The 16599-nt window shown below is 71.3% G+C and carries 14 protein-coding genes; 11 read left to right on the top strand and 3 right to left on the bottom strand.

Going from position 1 to position 16599, the window contains the following annotated elements; translation table 11 throughout:
• Positions 1-13: 13 nt before the first annotated feature.
• On the top strand, positions 14-1507 hold the full coding sequence (miaB, locus tag IFY26_RS05950) for a tRNA (N6-isopentenyl adenosine(37)-C2)-methylthiotransferase MiaB (protein WP_232548084.1): 1494 nt from the start codon (positions 14-16) through the stop codon (positions 1505-1507).
• A gap of 148 nt (positions 1508-1655) precedes the next feature.
• On the opposite strand, the gene IFY26_RS05945 is transcribed toward miaB, so the two are convergent.
• The gene (locus IFY26_RS05945) at positions 1656-1868 is read right to left on the bottom strand and encodes an antitoxin (RefSeq protein ID WP_232548083.1); all 213 of its coding nucleotides are present in this window, start codon (positions 1866-1868) and stop codon (positions 1656-1658) included.
• Positions 1869-1996: 128 nt separating this feature from the next.
• Here IFY26_RS05945 and miaA point away from each other — a divergent pair, with 128 nt between their 5' ends.
• The 5 genes from miaA to IFY26_RS05920 all read left to right on the top strand — a co-directional run bounded on the left by miaA (position 1997) and on the right by IFY26_RS05920 (position 8563).
• Complete coding sequence (gene miaA / locus IFY26_RS05940) at positions 1997-3010, top strand: tRNA (adenosine(37)-N6)-dimethylallyltransferase MiaA (protein WP_232548082.1); 1014 nt, start codon at positions 1997-1999, stop codon at positions 3008-3010.
• A 25-nt stretch (positions 3011-3035) separates the two neighbouring features.
• Positions 3036-3884: a diaminopimelate epimerase gene (dapF, locus tag IFY26_RS05935; protein ID WP_232548286.1), complete on the top strand. Its 849-nt coding sequence runs from the start codon at positions 3036-3038 to the stop codon at positions 3882-3884.
• Positions 3881-5296, top strand: a complete 1416-nt coding sequence (hflX, locus tag IFY26_RS05930) for a GTPase HflX (RefSeq protein WP_232548081.1) — start codon at positions 3881-3883, stop codon at positions 5294-5296. The genes dapF and hflX overlap by 4 nt, the downstream gene beginning before the upstream one ends.
• A gap of 63 nt (positions 5297-5359) precedes the next feature.
• Complete coding sequence (locus IFY26_RS05925) at positions 5360-6388, top strand: lactonase family protein (RefSeq protein WP_232548080.1); 1029 nt, start codon at positions 5360-5362, stop codon at positions 6386-6388.
• 78 nt (positions 6389-6466) lie between these two features.
• Positions 6467-8563, top strand: coding sequence for an ATP-dependent DNA helicase (locus IFY26_RS05920; RefSeq protein WP_232548079.1), 2097 nt, complete (start codon positions 6467-6469; stop codon positions 8561-8563).
• A 42-nt stretch (positions 8564-8605) separates the two neighbouring features.
• On the opposite strand, the gene lexA is transcribed toward IFY26_RS05920, so the two are convergent.
• Positions 8606-9418, bottom strand: a complete 813-nt coding sequence (gene lexA, locus IFY26_RS05915) for a transcriptional repressor LexA (RefSeq protein ID WP_232548078.1) — start codon at positions 9416-9418, stop codon at positions 8606-8608.
• A gap of 492 nt (positions 9419-9910) precedes the next feature.
• Here lexA and IFY26_RS05910 point away from each other — a divergent pair, with 492 nt between their 5' ends.
• The 4 genes from IFY26_RS05910 (at position 9911) to IFY26_RS05895 (ending at position 14310) form a co-directional block, all read left to right on the top strand.
• Positions 9911-10123, top strand: a complete 213-nt coding sequence (locus IFY26_RS05910; protein ID WP_232548077.1) for a hypothetical protein — start codon at positions 9911-9913, stop codon at positions 10121-10123.
• A gap of 193 nt (positions 10124-10316) precedes the next feature.
• The gene (gene nrdR, locus IFY26_RS05905) at positions 10317-10817 is read left to right on the top strand and encodes a transcriptional regulator NrdR (RefSeq protein WP_232548076.1); all 501 of its coding nucleotides are present in this window, start codon (positions 10317-10319) and stop codon (positions 10815-10817) included.
• A gap of 56 nt (positions 10818-10873) precedes the next feature.
• Positions 10874-13732: a vitamin B12-dependent ribonucleotide reductase gene (locus tag IFY26_RS05900; RefSeq protein ID WP_232548075.1), complete on the top strand. Its 2859-nt coding sequence runs from the start codon at positions 10874-10876 to the stop codon at positions 13730-13732.
• A gap of 86 nt (positions 13733-13818) precedes the next feature.
• On the top strand, positions 13819-14310 hold the full coding sequence (locus IFY26_RS05895; protein WP_232548074.1) for a hypothetical protein: 492 nt from the start codon (positions 13819-13821) through the stop codon (positions 14308-14310).
• A gap of 43 nt (positions 14311-14353) precedes the next feature.
• Here IFY26_RS05895 and IFY26_RS05890 read toward each other — a convergent pair whose 3' ends face one another.
• On the bottom strand, positions 14354-15070 hold the full coding sequence (locus IFY26_RS05890) for a FadR/GntR family transcriptional regulator (protein WP_232548073.1): 717 nt from the start codon (positions 15068-15070) through the stop codon (positions 14354-14356).
• A gap of 143 nt (positions 15071-15213) precedes the next feature.
• Between IFY26_RS05890 and IFY26_RS05885 the strand changes: the two genes are divergently transcribed.
• A complete protein-coding gene (locus IFY26_RS05885) occupies positions 15214-16506 on the top strand; it encodes an ABC transporter substrate-binding protein (RefSeq protein ID WP_232548072.1) in 1293 nt (430 codons plus the stop codon).
• The last annotated feature ends 93 nt before the right edge of the window (positions 16507-16599 follow it).

The following is a 16599-nucleotide window of genomic DNA, read 5'->3' as shown; positions in this document are numbered from 1 at the left end:
ATCTGCCCTCGTCATGACGAACCAAGCCCTGCCGCGCACCTACGAGGTCATCACCTACGGCTGCCAGATGAACGTCCACGACTCCGAGCGGATCTCCGGTCTCCTCGAGGGAGCGGGCTACACCCGCGCGCCCGAGGCGTCCCGCGGTGACATCGTCGTGTTCAACACCTGCGCGGTGCGCGAGAATGCCGACAACCGCCTCTACGGCAACCTCGGCCACCTGCGCCCGGAGAAGCTGAAGAACCCGGCGATGCAGATCGCGGTGGGTGGCTGCATGGCGCAGAAGGACCGCGACACGGTGGTCAACCGCGCGCCGTGGGTGGACGTCGTGTTCGGCACGCACAACATCGGCTCGCTGCCGGTGCTGCTGGAGCGGGCGCGCGTGGAGCAGGCGGCGCAGGTCGAGATCGAGGAGTCGCTGACGCGCTTCCCCTCGACGCTGCCCACCCGGCGCGACTCGCCGTACGCAGCGTGGGTGAGCATCTCCGTGGGCTGCAACAACACCTGCACCTTCTGCATCGTCCCGCAGCTGCGCGGCAAGGAGGCCGATCGGCGTCCCGGTGACATCCTCGCCGAGATCCGGGCCCTCGTCGCCGAGGGCGTCCAGGAGATCACCCTGCTCGGCCAGAACGTGAACAGCTACGGCGTCGAGTTTGGCGACCGGCTGGCCTTCGGCAAGCTGTTGCGGGCCTGCGGCGAGATCGAAGGCCTCGAGCGCGTCCGCTTCACCTCGCCGCACCCGGCGGCGTTCACCGACGACGTCATCGCCGCGATGGCCGAGACGCCCAACGTGATGCCGAGCCTGCACATGCCCCTGCAGTCCGGCTCCGACGCCGTGCTCCGCGCCATGCGCCGCTCCTACCGCAGCGAGCGCTTCCTGGGCATCATCGACCGCGTTCGCGCCGCCATCCCCGAAGCCGCCATCACCACCGACATCATCGTGGGGTTCCCCGGGGAGACGGACGCCGACTTCGAGGCCACGATGGACGTGGTGCGCGCGAGCCGATTCTCGGCGGCGTTCACGTTCCAGTACTCCATCCGCCCCGGGACGCCGGCCGCCACGATGGCCGACCAGGTGCCCAAGCCGGTCGTCCAGGAGCGGTATGAGCGCCTGGTCGAACTCGTGGGAAACCTGGCGTGGGAGGAGAACAAGACCTTCCTGGGTCGCACGGTCGAGGTGCTCTTCGCCGACGGCGAGGGCCGCAAGGACGCCGAGACGCACCGCGTGTCAGGGCGGGCCCGCGACAACCGGTTGGTCCACGTGGCGGTCGACCCAGACGCACCCGCCCCGCGTCCGGGCGATCTGGCCGACGTCGAGATCACCCACGCCGCCCCCCACCACCTCAACGCCGACGGCGCGGTGACCAACCTGCGGCGGACCGCGGGTGGCGACGCGTGGGAGCGCTGGCGTGGCGCGCCACCCGCAGCCCCCTCGATCGGGTTGGGGATGCCGCTGCGCCGCCCCGAGCCGATGGCCCCGGCCACCGGCGGCTGCTCCCGAAACTGACGACCCCGACCCGGACCGCGACCCCGGTGCTCATCGGCCGGCCGGGTCAGGACGCACTCAGGGCCGCACCCGAATCGGGTGCGGCCCTGAGCGAGATAGCTTGCGTCCAGGACGGATCAACGAACGTCAGGCGTCCGCCACCGCTGTGTCACGCGCGCTCCTGCGGAGCGTTCGCGTTCTGGTCGGTCGTCCCCTCCGGGGCGCCGACCCAGTCCTTGGCGAAGTCCTGGGCCTGGTCGACCTGCTCGGCGTAGCGGGACCCGGTCTTGCGGTCCACGGCGTCGCCCGCCTTGTCGATCCCGGCCTCCACCTGCGCCTCGTGGGCGTCGGCGGTGTTCTTGATGTCGTCGAAGATGCCCATGAGACCTCCTCTCTCCCGTCCAGTGCCGGCCCTGTTGTCACCCGGCAGGCCCCACCGTACGCCGCCGATGCGGACGAGGGAACCCCCCGCCCGTGAGCCGGACGCCCCGGATGGGCCAAGATGGACCGGTGCCCCACCACCCCGCGCCCGAGGAGACTCTGCCGGTCATCGCCCTGAACGGGCCCACGGCGAGCGGCAAGTCCACCCTCGCCGTCGACGTCGCCCTCCACCTGGCCGCCCACGGCCAGCCGGCCGAGATCGTCAACGCCGATTCGATGCTCGTCTATCGGGGCATGGACATCGGCACGGCCAAGCCGACGCAGGCCGAGCGGCGCGGCGTCCGCCACCATCTCGTCGACGTTCTCGACGTCACCGAGGTCGCCACCGTGGCCGACTTCCAGGATCGCGCCCGCACGGCCATCGCGGACTGTCGGCGGCGCGGGGTCGTGCCCGTGCTGGTCGGTGGGTCGGCGCTCTACCAGCGGGCCATCCTGGACGTGTTCGAGTTCCCGGGCACCGACGCCGCGGTGCGCGCCCGTTGGGAGGCGCGCCTGGCGGACGAGGGGCCCGAGGCGCTGCACGCCGAGTTGGCCCGGCGCAGCCCGGCGGCCGGCGCGGAGATCCTGCCGGGCAACGGTCGCCGCCTCGTCCGGGCGCTGGAGGTGATCGACCTCACCGGCAGCCATGCCGCCACCTTGCCCGCGTGGACGTACGCGATCCCCGGGGTGCGCGCGTGGGGGCTCGAACTGCCGCGCGACGTCATGGATGCCCGCATCGCCGAGCGTGTCGACGCGATGTGGGAGGCGGGATTCGTCGACGAGGTGCGCCGGCTCGAGGCGGCCGGGTTGCGGCGGGGCCGGACGGCAGCGGTCGCCATCGGCTACGCCCAGGTGTTGCGCTTCCTCGCCGGGGAGATCACGCAGGACGAGGCGCGGGCCGACACCGTCCGCCGCACCAAGCGGTTCGCCCGCCGCCAACTCGGCTGGTTCCGGCGCGACGACCGCATCGCCTGGCTGGCGGCCGGGGATCCCGGTGCCGCCGCCACCATCGCCCACGACGCCTTGGGCCCCGACGCCTTGACCACCGACGCCCCGCAACAGCGCTGCGGGGGCGGGGAACAGGCCCACGGCCAGCGGCGTTGATCTGCTCGTGTGGGAGAATGACGCGGTGGTGAGCTTTGCGAAGGGGCACGGGACGAAGAACGACTTCGTCCTCCTCGTCGACCCCGACGACGAGCTCTTGCTCACCGACGCCGCCGTGCGCTTCCTGTGTGACCGGCGCGGCGGCATCGGCGGTGACGGCGTCCTGCGGGCTGTGCGCGCTCGCCATGTTCCGGAGTGGAGCGGCGACCCCGACCTGTGGTTCATGGACTACCGCAACGCCGATGGCTCGATCGCCGAGATGTGCGGCAACGGCGTCCGCGTGTTCGCGCGGCACCTCGTGGCCGAGGGGTTGGTGCCGGCCGGCACCACCACCGTCGGCATCGGCACCCGGGCGGGCCTGCGCGAAGCGGAGGTGCTGCCCGACGGCCGCATCCGCGTCGCGATGGGACGCCCCCGCCTGGCCGCCGCGGAGGTCGAGGTGAGCCTCGCCGCGGGCGTTCCCGAACAGCGCTGGCGGGCGCGCGCGGTCGACGTCGGCAACCCGCACGCGGTCGTCTGGCTGGAGGGCGACGACCTCGACGGGCTCGACCTGACGCGTCCGCCGGTCTGGACGCCGCGTGAGGCCTTCCCCGACGGCGTCAACATCGAGTTCGTCGCCCCGGTCGGGGACCATCACGTTCGCATGCGCGTGTTCGAGCGCGGCGTGGGTGAGACCGCCTCGTGCGGCACGGGCACGGTCGCCGTGGCCGCAGCGCTGGCTGACCGTGGCGAGAACCAGAGTGAAAGCACCTGGCGGGTGGACGTGCCGGGCGGCTCCGTGGAGGTCACCCTCCGCGACGGGGACGCCTGGCTGACCGGACCCGCCGAGATCGTGGCCCGCGGCGACGTCGCGTGGCCCCAGGAGGAAGCATGACGCACGAGCCGTATGGCGCCGATCCCGAATCCGTCGACTACGACGGTGACCAGCTCGATCTCGCCGAGCGCATCTCGCTGCGGCGCGTGGCGGGCATGTCGACGCAGTTGGCCGACATCACCGAGGTCGAGTACCGCGAGCTGCAGCTGGAGCGCGTCGTCCTCGTCGGGGTGTGGACGTCCGGCACGCAGGCCGACAGCGACAACGCGATGGCCGAGCTCAAGCTGCTCGCCGAGACGGCCGGTTCCGACGTGCTCGAGGGGCTGGTCCAGCGGCGCACCAGCCCGGACCCGGCCACCTACATCGGCCGCGGCAAGGTCGACGAGGTGCGCGAGGTGGTGATCGCGACCGGCGCCGACACGGTCATCTGTGACGGGGAGCTGGAGCCCGCCCAGCTGCGCAACCTGGAGGACCGGATCGGCGTCAAGGTCATCGACCGGACGGCGCTGATCCTGGACATCTTCGCGACACACGCCAAGTCCATCGAGGGCAAGGCCCAGGTCGAGCTGGCCCAGTTGCAGTACCTGCGGCAACGGCTGCGCGGCTGGGGCGGCAACCTCTCCCGCCAGGCCGGCGGCCGGGCGGCGGCCGGCGCGGGCATCGGCGGCCGCGGCCCCGGTGAGACCAAGATCGAGACCGACCGCCGGCGCATCGGCAGCCGCATCGCCCAGCTCCGCAAGCGGTTGCGTGACATGGACGCCGTGCGCGACACCAAGCGCGCCGAGCGCAAGCGCAACCAGGTGCCCTCCGTCGCCATCGTCGGCTACACCAACGCCGGCAAGTCGTCGCTGCTGAACCGGCTCACGGGCGCCGGCGTCCTGGTGGAAAATGCCCTGTTCGCGACGCTCGACCCGACCACCCGGCGCAGCGAGACCGCCGACGGGCGCGTCTTCACCCTGACCGACACGGTCGGCTTCGTCCGGCACCTGCCCCACGATCTGGTCGAGGCGTTCCGCTCCACGCTGGAGGAATCGGCGGACGCCGACCTGCTCGTCCACGTGGTCGACGCCTCCGATCCCGACCCGGCCGGGCAGATCAGCGCCGTCCGATCGGTGTTGAACGAGATCGGCGCGGGCAACCTCGCCGAGCAGATCGTGTTCAACAAGATCGACCTGGCCGACCCGGACGCACTCGTGCCGCTGCGCACCCTGGCCCCGGACGCGCTGTTCGTCTCGGCGCGCACGGGCGCGGGGGTCGAGGAGCTGCGCGCCCGCGTCGAGGAGCGGCTCCCGCGTCCGCCGGTCGAGGTGCGCGCCATGATCCCGTACGCCCGTCACGACCTGGTGGATCGGATCCACAAGGCGGGGGAGATCCTCACCACCGAGCACACCGGCGACGGCACCCGGGTCATCGCTCGGGTGAACGCCGATCTGGCCGGCGAGTTGGCGGAGTTCAGCGAACGTTCAGCCTGAACGCGTCCGCTCGGGCGTCCGCGGCGCCTGCGTGGGCGGGCGGCGTCCGCCTACGATGGACCCATGACTGACGCACTGTTGGCCCTTGTCGGCAACGCCAAGGCGGGCACGATCTCCGTGGTCGCCGTGGACGATGACCACCTGCAGGTGGTCGGCACGAGCGAGGTGGGTGCCGGGTGCAGCACCTTCGCCGTGGACGCCGCCCGCAACCGCGTGTACACCGCCGTCAAGGAGCCCTCGCCGGGCATCGTGACGCTGGAGCTGGACCGGCTCACCGGCACGCTGAGCGAGCTGTCGCGCACCGAGGTGCCGGATGCGTTGGCGTACCTCACCCTGGCGCGGGGCGGTGAACTGCTGCTCGGTGCGTCCTACGGCGGGGGCTGGGGGGCGACGTGGCCGGTCACCGACGGGGTGGTCGGGGAGCGTTCCAAGCCGGTGCAGCACCGCAACGTCCACTGCGTCGTGACGGACGCCGCGGGGCAGCACGCCTACTTCGTGGCGCTCGGGGACGATCTCGTGGCCCAGTGCGCGATCTCTCGCGACGGGGCACTCTCGCCGCTCGAGCCGCCGACCGTCGGCCTCGACGCCGATGCCGGGCCGCGCCACCTCATCTTGTCCTTCGACGAGACGTCGGCCTACCTGATGACCGAGTTCACCGGCGAGGCCATCCGGTTCGACCGCGACACCGAGACCGGCACGCTGACCCGGGCCGAGTCGGTGCGCGCCCACGCCACTGACCGGGGGCTGTCCGACAGCGAGCTGGGGGCGGACCCGAAGGAGGGCCACCTCGTCTGGGGCGCCGATCTGCACCTGGCGCGTGAGGAGGCGTACCTCGTCTGCTCGGAGCGCACCGAGAGCACGCTGGCGGCGGTGAGGCTGGACGCCGACGGTCACCTCGGTGAGGTCGTCGCGCTGGCCGAGACCCAGACGCAGCCCCGCGGGTTCAACGTCACCCCGGACGGTGCCCAGCTGCTCGTCGCGGGTGAGGCGTCGGGCCGGGTCAGCCTGGTCGGCATCAGCCTGGACGGCCGGCTCACCGAGCTGGACCAGGTGGCCACCGGCGAGGGCCCCAACTGGGTGCGGTTCGTCTGAGCCGCTCCACCGACGCGCTGTCCACAGGCGCGGCGCCCCGAACTGGGGCGGCGCGCCGTCGTCCGTTACGGTGATCGGATGAGCACCCCGCAGCCGACGGCCACCACCATCTTGGCTGCGGCCGTCGACCGCATCGGTGGGACGCCGCGCGACGGCCAGGTGCGGATGGCGCAGGCCGTCGAGCAGGCCATGGAGCGCGAGGAGCACCTGCTCGTGCAGGCCGGCACGGGCACCGGCAAGTCGCTCGGCTACCTGGCGCCGGCGCTCGCTCGGCTGCACTCCCACCCCCGCGAGCGCATCGTCATCGCCACCGCCACGCTGGCGCTGCAGGCGCAGCTGGCCCACACCGACATTCCGGCCGCGGTGGCGGCGGCCGCCACGGTGACGGGACGATCGGTGTCGCACGCGATCCTCAAGGGCCGCACCAACTACGCCTGCCTCCATCGGGTGATCGACGGTGCGGGAGCCGACCAGGGGAGTCTTCTCGCCGGGGCCGATGTCGCGGAGAGTCTGCGCAGCGGTGCGCGGGCGGACGCCGCCACCGTGGTGGGCGCGGAGGTCGTGGCGCTGCGCGAGTGGGCGAAGGAGCAGCTCGACACCGAGGCGTCCGGCGACCGTGACGACGCCCCGACGCACACCGCCGCAGCCTGGGCGCAGGTCTCCGTGCCGGTGCGCGAGTGCCTCGGCGCCACCGCGTGCCCGTTCGGGGACGTGTGCTTCGTGGAGAAGTCGCGGGAGACCGCGCGGGCAAGCCAGCTGGTCGTGACCAACCACGCCCTGCTCGCCATCGACGCCATGCACGGCCACACTGCGTTGCCCGATCACGACCGGTTGATCATCGACGAGGCGCACGAGCTGGTCAGCCGCGTCACGGGCGCGGCGTCCGCCGAGCTGGGCCCCGCCCAGGTGGAGCGGGTCGCGCGTCGCTGCCTCGGGGCGGTCGACGACGACCTGGGTGTGCAGTTCCTCGAGCTGGCCGACGAGCTCACCGGTGTGCTGACGACGATCGAGCCGGATCGCATCACCGACCCCGAGGCGCCGGTGTTCGGCGTCCTGGCGCGTCTGCGGGAGGTGACGCGTGAGGTCGCAGGGGTGTTGGCCAAGTCCGACGACGCCACCGACAAGCAGGCCGGCGCGGCGGCCAAGGAGATCCTCGATGTGGCCGAGCGCATGGCCGTGCTCGGTGACGGGGACGTGTTGTGGTTGAGCGACCGGGAGCGTGGGGGGCGCTGGCTCGTCATCGCGCCGCTGGACGTCGCGCTGCTCATGCGCGACAAGGTGTTCGCGCAGACGCCGACCGTGCTGACCTCGGCCACGCTCAAGCTCGGCGGTGAGTTCGAGGGCGTGGCCCGCACCGTGGGCCTGTGGCGCAGCGAGCGGCTCGCCGACGGGGCGACCGCGGTGGGCGCGCCGCGCAAGCGGCACGACGAGGTCGGCCAGGAGTCGGGGGCAGCGGACGCCGGGGGAGCCGGGAGCGGCGCTCCCGCGTCGGCCCAGGCATGGCGCGGCCTGGATGTGGGATCGCCGTTCGACTACACCCGACAGGGCATCGTGTACGTGGCGGCACACCTGCCCGCACCCTCGCGGGACGGAATCGGCCCCGAGGCCCTGGCCGAGATCTCCGAGCTGGTGTGGGCGGCCGGCGGACGCACGCTCGGCCTGTTCGCCTCGCAACGCAACGCCGAGGCGGCGGCGCGCCACTGCCGCGCCGAACTGCCATCGTTCACCACCTTGTGCCAGGGCGACGCGCAGCTCCCGGAGCTGGTGCGCCGCTTCGTCGCCGAGCCCACCACGAGCCTGTTCGGCACGCTCAGCCTGTGGCAGGGCGTCGACGTGCCGGGGGACACGTGCCAGCTCGTCATCATCGACAAGATTCCCTTCCCGCGGCCCGACGAGCCGCTGATGCGCGCGCGCCAGCAGGCGGCCCAGCAGGCCGGGGGCAAGGGGTTCATGACGGTCGCGGCCCACCACGCGGCCCTGTTGCTGGCCCAGGGCAGCGGACGCCTCATCCGCCGGGTCAGCGACCGGGGCGTCGTGGCGGTGCTCGACCCGCGTCTGCGCACGGCCCGCTATGGCTCGTTCCTGCGGGCGTCGATGCCCGACTTCTGGCAGACCACGGACCGGGAGACCGCGATCGCTGGCCTGCGTCGGCTGGCCAGCGAGGCGGCGGGCTGAGCCCCCGGGCGACACCACGTCCGCCCGGGGGGTGACGCCGAGTCAGACGCGCCGCAGCACCGCGGTGACCTTGCCCAGGATGGTGGCCTGGTTGCCGTCGATGGGGGAGTAGGCGTCGTTGTGGGGCAACAGCCACACCTGCCCCGGCGTCCGCTTGAAGGTCTTGACCGTCGCCTCGCCGTCGATGAGCGCCGCGACGATCTCGCCATTGTTCGCGTCCGGCTGTTGGCGGACCACGACGTAGTCGCCGTCGCAGATGGCCGCGTCGATCATCGAGTCGCCCTTGACCTGGAGCAGGAACAGCCGCCCCTCACCCACCAGGTCGCGGGGGAGGGGAAGCACCTCCTCGACGTGTTCCTCGGCGAGGATCGGCCCACCCGCCGCGATGCGGCCCACCAGGGGAACCTGCACCGAGGCGCTCACGTGGACATCGGCGTCCGGCACGACCTCGTCCGCCTCCTCCTCGTGCGCGACGGCCCCGGTGGCCTCACCGGGCAGCCGCACCATGAGGGCGCGCGGACGCTTGGGATCCCGAAGCAGGAAGCCCTTCTTCTCCAGCACCTTGAGCTGGTGGGTCACGCTGCTGGGCGAGGCCAGACCGACCGCGTCGCCCATCTCACGGATGGTGGGGGGGAAGCCCCGCGCCTCGACCATCTCGCGGATGTGGTGCAGGATCATGCGCTGCCGGATCGTCAGCCCGTCCTCCCCGGCAGGGCCGTCGGGCAGGGGGCGAATCTTGCTGAGCTTCTCGAGATCGGCGTCGCTGGGCCGGCCGCGGTGGGACTGCTTGGGAATCTGCTTGCGGGGCCGCCCGCGGCGCGACGGGTTCGGGTTCGGTGTCGTGGTGGTCGCCATGGAGGTCACGCTAGCGCTCCGCACGGGGGGCATTCAAACATCTGTTCGACGTGTCGCGCGACTCGGTTCGAAAACTGTCGGAGGCGGCTGATGGACTCGTCCCCAGGTGAGCAGCACGCTCGAACAGATGTGCGATGGGTGCTTGCAATCGCTCGCCCGTTCGGTTCATACTGATCGAACAGATGTTCGACCGGTGCACCAGGAGAGGAAGCCACCATGAGTGCAGTTCTGATGGATCGCCCGGCGGTCCGGTCTGCCACCCCGCGTGACCCGATGGCGGCGGAACCCGCCCGCACCGCGCCGGCCCGCGCCCCTCGCCAGCTTGGCACGCGGGGGCCGGCGTCACGCTCGGACGCGACGGGCCCGGACCGGGCGCGGCCTGACGCAGGGCGGGTCGCCGCGGCGCGTGGCGCCGTGCGGGGTGTGGGAGCCGATCGACGCGGGCGCGCCTGGACGGCGTCCGGCGCGAGGGCGTGTGCGGAGGTGCGGTCGGTGACGTCGGTTGCGCGGCCGGCCGCTGCCCCGTCGGCGTCCGGCCGGCTGTACTGGACGCCCCGGGGTGTGGCGGTGATGGTGATGCTGGTTGCCGTCGTGGTGGGGGTCATGGCCACGACGTTGGTCGGGGCCTTCCTCGCCGTGAGCAATGAGCCGGTGGCCGAAACGGCCCTGACGGCGGCGTTCGTGGCTCCTCAGCCGGGGCGTTGACCGACGTCGGCGCGCCGCACCGGCGCGACGCGCCGACGAGCTTGCATCGTGCCCACCTCTGCTCCTAACCTCTACATGTAGTAGTTACACCGGTGTCGTTCATCCACAGATTGTGGTCGTGGCGCACAGGGTGTCCACGGGAGATCCACACCTTCGTCCACAGGGCGAGGCTGTCGCGGGAGGAGGGAGAGCCGTGCACTGTCCGTACTGCCGATTCACCGATTCCCGCGTCCTCGACTCGCGCGTGGCGGAGGACGGCACCTCAATCCGGCGGCGGCGGGAGTGCCGGTCGTGCCAGCGGCGTTTCACCACCCTTGAGCAGATGCAGCTCGTCGTCGTGAAGCGCTCCGGCGTGGTTGAGCCCTTCTCGCGCGAGAAGGTCGTCAGCGGCGTGCGGAAGGCCTGCAAGGGCCGTCCGGTGTCGGAGGGCGAGCTGGCTCGCCTCGGCCAGCAGGTCGAGGAGGCGCTGCGCGCCGCGGGCCAGGCGGAGATCCCGGCGGACGAGGTCGGGGTGGCCATTCTGGGCCCCCTGCGAGAACTCGACGCGGTGGCGTACCTGAGGTTCGCGTCCGTGTACCGCCACTACCAGTCCGTGGAGGACTTCGAGGCGGAGATCGACCGTCTCCGGGGGGAGCTGTCGTCCGTGGGTGCGTCGTCGGACGTGCCCGAACCCACTGAGCAGCAGCTGTTCTGAAACCACCCACCGGCGCCCCGCGGGCGCCGAACAACCCAGGAGGAGAAGGGTATTCCATGACCGAGACGAAGCAGGCACCCCGCAAGGGCGCGACGAAGGGCGGCGCCGGCCTGACCATCGAGCGCGTGTTCACCACCGAGGGCGCCCACCCCTATGACGAGGTGACCTGGGAGTCGCGCGACGTCGTCCAGACGAACTGGAAGACCGGCGAAACGGTCTTCGAGCAGCGCGACGTGGAGTTCCCGGACTTCTGGAGTCTCAACGCCTCCACCATCGTCACCACCAAGTACTTCCGCGGCGCCGTGGGGACGCCCCAGCGCGAGCGCAGCCTGCGCCAGCTGATCGACCGGGTCGTCGGCAAATACCGCACCGCGGGCGAGGAGAACGGATACTTCGCGACGCCCGAGGATGCCGAGATCTTCGACCACGAGCTGACCTGGATGCTCCTCCACCAGGTGTTCAGCTTCAACAGCCCGGTCTGGTTCAACGTCGGCACGCAGAGCCCCCAGCAGGTCAGCGCATGCTTCATCCTCAGCGTCGATGACTCGATGGACTCGATCCTCAACTGGTACAAGGAGGAGGGCTTCATCTTCAAGGGCGGCTCCGGTGCCGGCCTGAACCTGTCCCGCATCCGCTCGAGCAAGGAGCTGCTGTCCTCCGGTGGCACCGCGTCCGGGCCGGTCTCCTTCATGCGGGGGGCGGACGCCTCGGCCGGCACGATCAAGTCGGGCGGCGCCACCCGCCGCGCGGCGAAGATGGTCGTGCTCGACGTCGATCACCCCGACATCGAGGAGTTCGTCGAGACGAAGGCGCGTGAGGAGGACAAGATCCGCGCGCTGCGCGACGCCGGCTTCGACATGGATCTCGGCGGCAAGGACATCGTCAGCGTCCAATACCAGAACGCCAACAACTCGGTGCGCGTCAACGACACGTTCATGAAGGCTGTCGAGGAGGGCACCGAGTTCGGGCTGCGCGGTCGGATGACGGGGGAGGTGATCGAGGAGGTGGACGCCCGCGTCCTGTTCCGCAAGATCGCCGAGGCCGCGTGGCAGTGCGCCGACCCCGGCATCCAGTACGACGACACGATCAACGCGTGGCACACCAACCCCGAGACGGGCCGCATCACGGCGTCCAACCCGTGCTCGGAGTACATGAGCCTCGACAACAGCTCCTGCAACCTGGCCAGCCTCAACCTGCTGAAGTTCCTGCGCGACGACGACACCTTCGAGGTGGAGACGTTCGTGAAGGCCTGCGAGCTCATCATCACGGCCATGGACATCTCGATCTGCTTCGCCGACTTCCCGACCGAGGCGATCACGCAGACGACGCGTGACTACCGCCAGCTCGGCATCGGCTACGCCAACCTGGGCGCGCTGCTGATGGCCATGGGCCGGGGCTACGACTCCCCGGGTGGGCGCAGCCTCGCTGCGGCGATCACGTCGCTCATGACCGCGGCGGCCTACCGTCGCTCGGCCGAACTGGCCGGCGTCGTCGGCCCCTACGCCGGTTACGCGCGCAACGCGTCGGCGCACCAGAAGGTCATGCGCAAGCACCAGGCCGCGAACGACGACCTGCGTATCGTGGAGGCGGCGGACCGCCCGGTTCACGACGCCGCCAGCGCCGAATGGGCCCATGTCGTCGAACTGGGCGCGAAGCAGGGCTTCCGCAACGCGCAGGCGTCCCTGCTCGCGCCGACCGGCACGATCGGCTTCATGATGGACTGCGACACTACCGGCATCGAGCCGGACTTCTCGCTGGTGAAGTTCAAGAAGCTGGTTGGCGGCGGGTCGATGCAGATCGTCAACCAGACGATCCCGCGCGCCCTGGGCAGGCTCGGGTACTCCGCCGAGGTTGTGGAGGCGATCGTCGCCTACATCGCCGAGCACGGCCACGTCGTGGGGGCGCCCGGGCTGAAGACGGAGCACTACGAGGTGTTCGACACCGCGATGGGTGAGCGGGCCATCAAGCCGATGGGCCACGTGCGGATGATGGCGGCCGTGCAGCCCTTCCTGTCCGGCGCGATCTCCAAGACGGTGAACCTGCCCGAGTCGGCCACGGTCGAGGACATCGCCGACGTGTACATGCAGGGCTGGCAGCTCGGGCTCAAGGCCCTGGCCGTCTACCGCGACAACTGCAAGGTGGGCCAGCCGCTCAGCGATGCCAAGAAGAAGGTCGAGCCGGTCGTCGAGGTGAAGGCCGAGCCGGCGGTGCGCGTCGAGTACCGCCCGCGTCGGCAGCGGTTGCCCAAGCAGCGCATGTCGCGGACGACGTCGTTCACCGTGGGTGGCGCCGAGGGTTACATGACGAGCTCGGAGTACGAGGACGGCCGTCTGGGCGAGCTGTTCCTCAAGCTCGGCAAGCAGGGCTCGACGCTGGCCGGTGTCATGGACGCCTTCTCCATCGCGATCTCGATCGCGCTGCAGTACGGCGTGCCGCTGGAGACGTACGTCCAGAAGTTCACGAACCTCAAGTTCGAGCCCGCCGGCATGACCGACGACGTCGACCTGCGGATGGCGCAGTCGGTGATCGACTACGTCTTCAAGCGGCTGGCGCTGGACTACCTGAGCTTCGACGAACGCGGCGAGCTGGGCATCTACACCGCCAGCGAGCGGGCCCGGTACGTCGAGACCGGTTCCTACCTCTCCGAGGAGGACGAGGCCCAGCTCATCGAGTCGGAGTCGCTCAAGAACGACGCGATCGACGACATGCGCTTCGACGAGTCGGGCCCGAACCAGCCGAGCCTGGTCTCCGCGAGCCCGGACCTCACCGGTGCGCACACCACCGCCGAACTCATGGAGCGGGTCACCGGTCACGCCGTCGACGCGCCCCTGTGCTTCACCTGCGGCACGAAGATGCGGCCATCGGGCAGCTGCTACGTCTGCGAGGGCTGCGGCTCGACCAGCGGCTGCAGCTGAGAACCACTGGCCGCTCCCCACGCGGTGCGGTCGCGGCGACGGGCCCCCGGGATGTTCCCGGGGGCCCGTCGGCGTAGGGTGAACGCGTGGCTCCGGGACGTGTTGCACTGCTCGCGGTGGGCGCGGCGTACGGCGTCCTGCTCGGCTGGCAGGCGGTGAGTCTGCCGGCCACCGTGCCGGTCCACGTCGACGCCGGTGGAGACCCGACGCGGTGGGGCACGCTCGGGGGGCACCTCGCGTTCGCCGTCGTCATGGGCATTTCCGTGGTGGGAGTCTTCTGGGCCGTCCCGTGGTTGACGGGCCGGCTGCCGGCCGAACTGGTGAACCTCCCGGACGCCGAGTACTGGCTGCGTGCCGAGAACCTGGCCACGACCCGTCGGCGGCTCGCCGACGAGACGGGGTGGCTCGGAGCCGCCACGCTCGTGCTGGTCGGATACGCCGTCTGGATGCTCGGCCGCGTGGCGCTGGGGCGTCCGTCCCATCCGGCCGTCCTGTGGATGCTCGTGGCGGCACTGCTGGTCGGAGCGGTGGCCCACGCCGTCCGCAGCCGTCGCACCTGGCGTGCCCCCGAACAGTGACGTCGCCCCCGGGGTGGCCGAACGGGGCCGGAAGCCCCCCGTTTCAGCCCTTCCGCGCCTGCAGACGTCGACGCGACGCGGCCAGGTGGACGCGCATGGCCGCGCCCGCGCCGGCGGCGTCCCCGGCCTCGATGGCGTCCACGAAGGCGGTGTGCTCGGTCAGGATCTGCGCGAAGTGGGCACTGTCGGTGAGCGCGGCGGACTCGTCCAGCCCCGTGCGCTGGAGCAGCACCATGCGCGGCCCGAACGACTCCAGCGTGGAGACCATGAAGGCGTTCTGGCTCGCCCGGGCCACGGTGAGGTGCAGTTCGAAGTCGGCCTGCACGCCCCGTTCCGGCGACCGCTCGGCGCGCCCGAAATGCTCCAGGGCACGCCGCAGGGAGGTGAGGTGGGCGGCGGAGCGGCGCTGGGCCGCCAACGCCGCCGCCTCCGACTCCACGCCGATGCGGAAGTCCAGCAGCGCGGCAAGATCGTCCCGCGTCCGGACCGCGGCGAGCGGGCCGCCCACCGGCTCGACGGGCACGGCCAGGACGAAGGACCCGCGGCCCTGGAAGGTCTCCACCAGCCCGGACGCCTGGAGGTGCTGCAGCGCCTCACGCACCACCGTGCGGCTCACCTCGAAGGTACTGCTGAGTTCACTCTCGGTGGGGAGCTTGGCGCCGGCTGCGAGCTCGCCCGCCAAGATCTGCGCCCGCAGACGTGCCGAGAGTTCGTGGGCCAGCGCGCGGGAGCCGCGGGCGAGGGCAGCGGTGTCAGACATGGCCCTGTCGTACCAGCTGGAGACGTGTCTGACAACGTACCCAAGGCATCATACGAGTCGTTGACTTGTACGATGACGGCTGTTACTCTCGCCTCATCGACGGCAGCGGTGCCGCCGCACGCGCACTGGGAGGTCTCGTCCACATGACTCGTCGCCGCACCCTCGCCCCCGTCTTGGCCGCTGCCGTCAGCGGGCTGGTGCTGCTGAGCGCCTGTGGCGCAGGTGAGCCGGCCACCACCACGGCGGGGGGCGACGCCCCCTTGACCCTCCGCTTCACCTGGTGGGGCAACGACAATCGCCTGCAGACCACGAGCCGCGTCATCGAGGCGTTCGAGGCCGAGCACCCGAACATCCGCATCCAGCCGGAGCCCGGTGACTGGAGCGGATACTGGGACAGGCTGGCCACCCAGTCCGCCGCGAACGACACCCCCGACGTGATCCAGATGGATGAGAAGTACATCGTCGAGTACGGCAGTCGTGGGCTGTTGCTCGACCTGGCGGATGTCGACACGGGCGACTTCGCCCCGGGCACCGTGGAGCTCGGCGAGGTCGACGGCACCCTCGTCGGCATCAACGCAGGCATCAACGCACCGTCCATGGCGGCCAACCCGACCCTGTTCGAACAGGCGGGGGTTGAGCTGCCCGACGACACCACGTGGACGTGGGACGACTTCCACCGCATCGCCCAGGAGATCTCGGCCGCCGGTGGCGGTGAGTCCTGGGGGGCCATGAACATGATGAGCACCGACGCCGTCCTCAAGGCGTGGCTGCGTCAGCACGGCAAGGAGCAGTGGACGGCCGACGGCATCGCCTACGAGGCGTCCGATGTGGCCGACTACTGGAGCTACTTCCTGACGCTGCAGGAGGACGGCTCGATCCCCCCGGCGTCCGTGACGGGGGAGGACGAGGGGCAGCCGATCGACCAGTCGCTGCTCGGCACCAACCGGGTCGCGCTCGGGTCGTTGTGGTCGAACCAGTACCCGGCGCTCGACCGCGCCACCGGGGAGTCGCTCCTGCCGTTGCGGCTGCCCCGCGCCGAGGGCACCGGCCGGGACGCCGAGCTCTGGTACAAGGCGTCGATGTACTGGTCTGCCTCGGCCCGCTCGGCGCACCCCGAGGAGGCCAAGATCTTCATCGACTACCTCGCCAACAACGTCGAGGCGGGCACGCTGCTGGGCACCGACCGGGGGGTGCCGGCCAACCTGACCGTCCGCGAGGCCATCGCCGGCGACCTCGGCGAGTCCGATCGCAAGGTGGTTGAGTACCTGGACTCCATCAACGACGAGTTGGGCGCGCCCTCCCTCGTGCCGCCGATGGGGGGCGGGCAGAGCCCGTCCATCCAGCTCCGCTACGCGCAGGCCGTCATGTTCGGCACCCAGGCGCCCGAGCCGGCGGCCGAGGGGTTCGTCACCGAGGTGCGGGGCGCGCTGGGCTGATCCCTGCACGGTGAGTCAGCCGAGCCGCCCCCGAGGCGGTCATCTCGGCGGAAAGCACCCCAGGGCGGGCCCGGTCAACGGCGTCCGGGCCCG

Source organism: Propioniciclava soli (genome assembly GCF_014858005.1).
GTDB lineage: Bacteria > Actinomycetota > Actinomycetes > Propionibacteriales > Propionibacteriaceae > Propioniciclava > Propioniciclava soli.
This window is presented reverse-complemented; position numbering and strand designations above follow the sequence as displayed.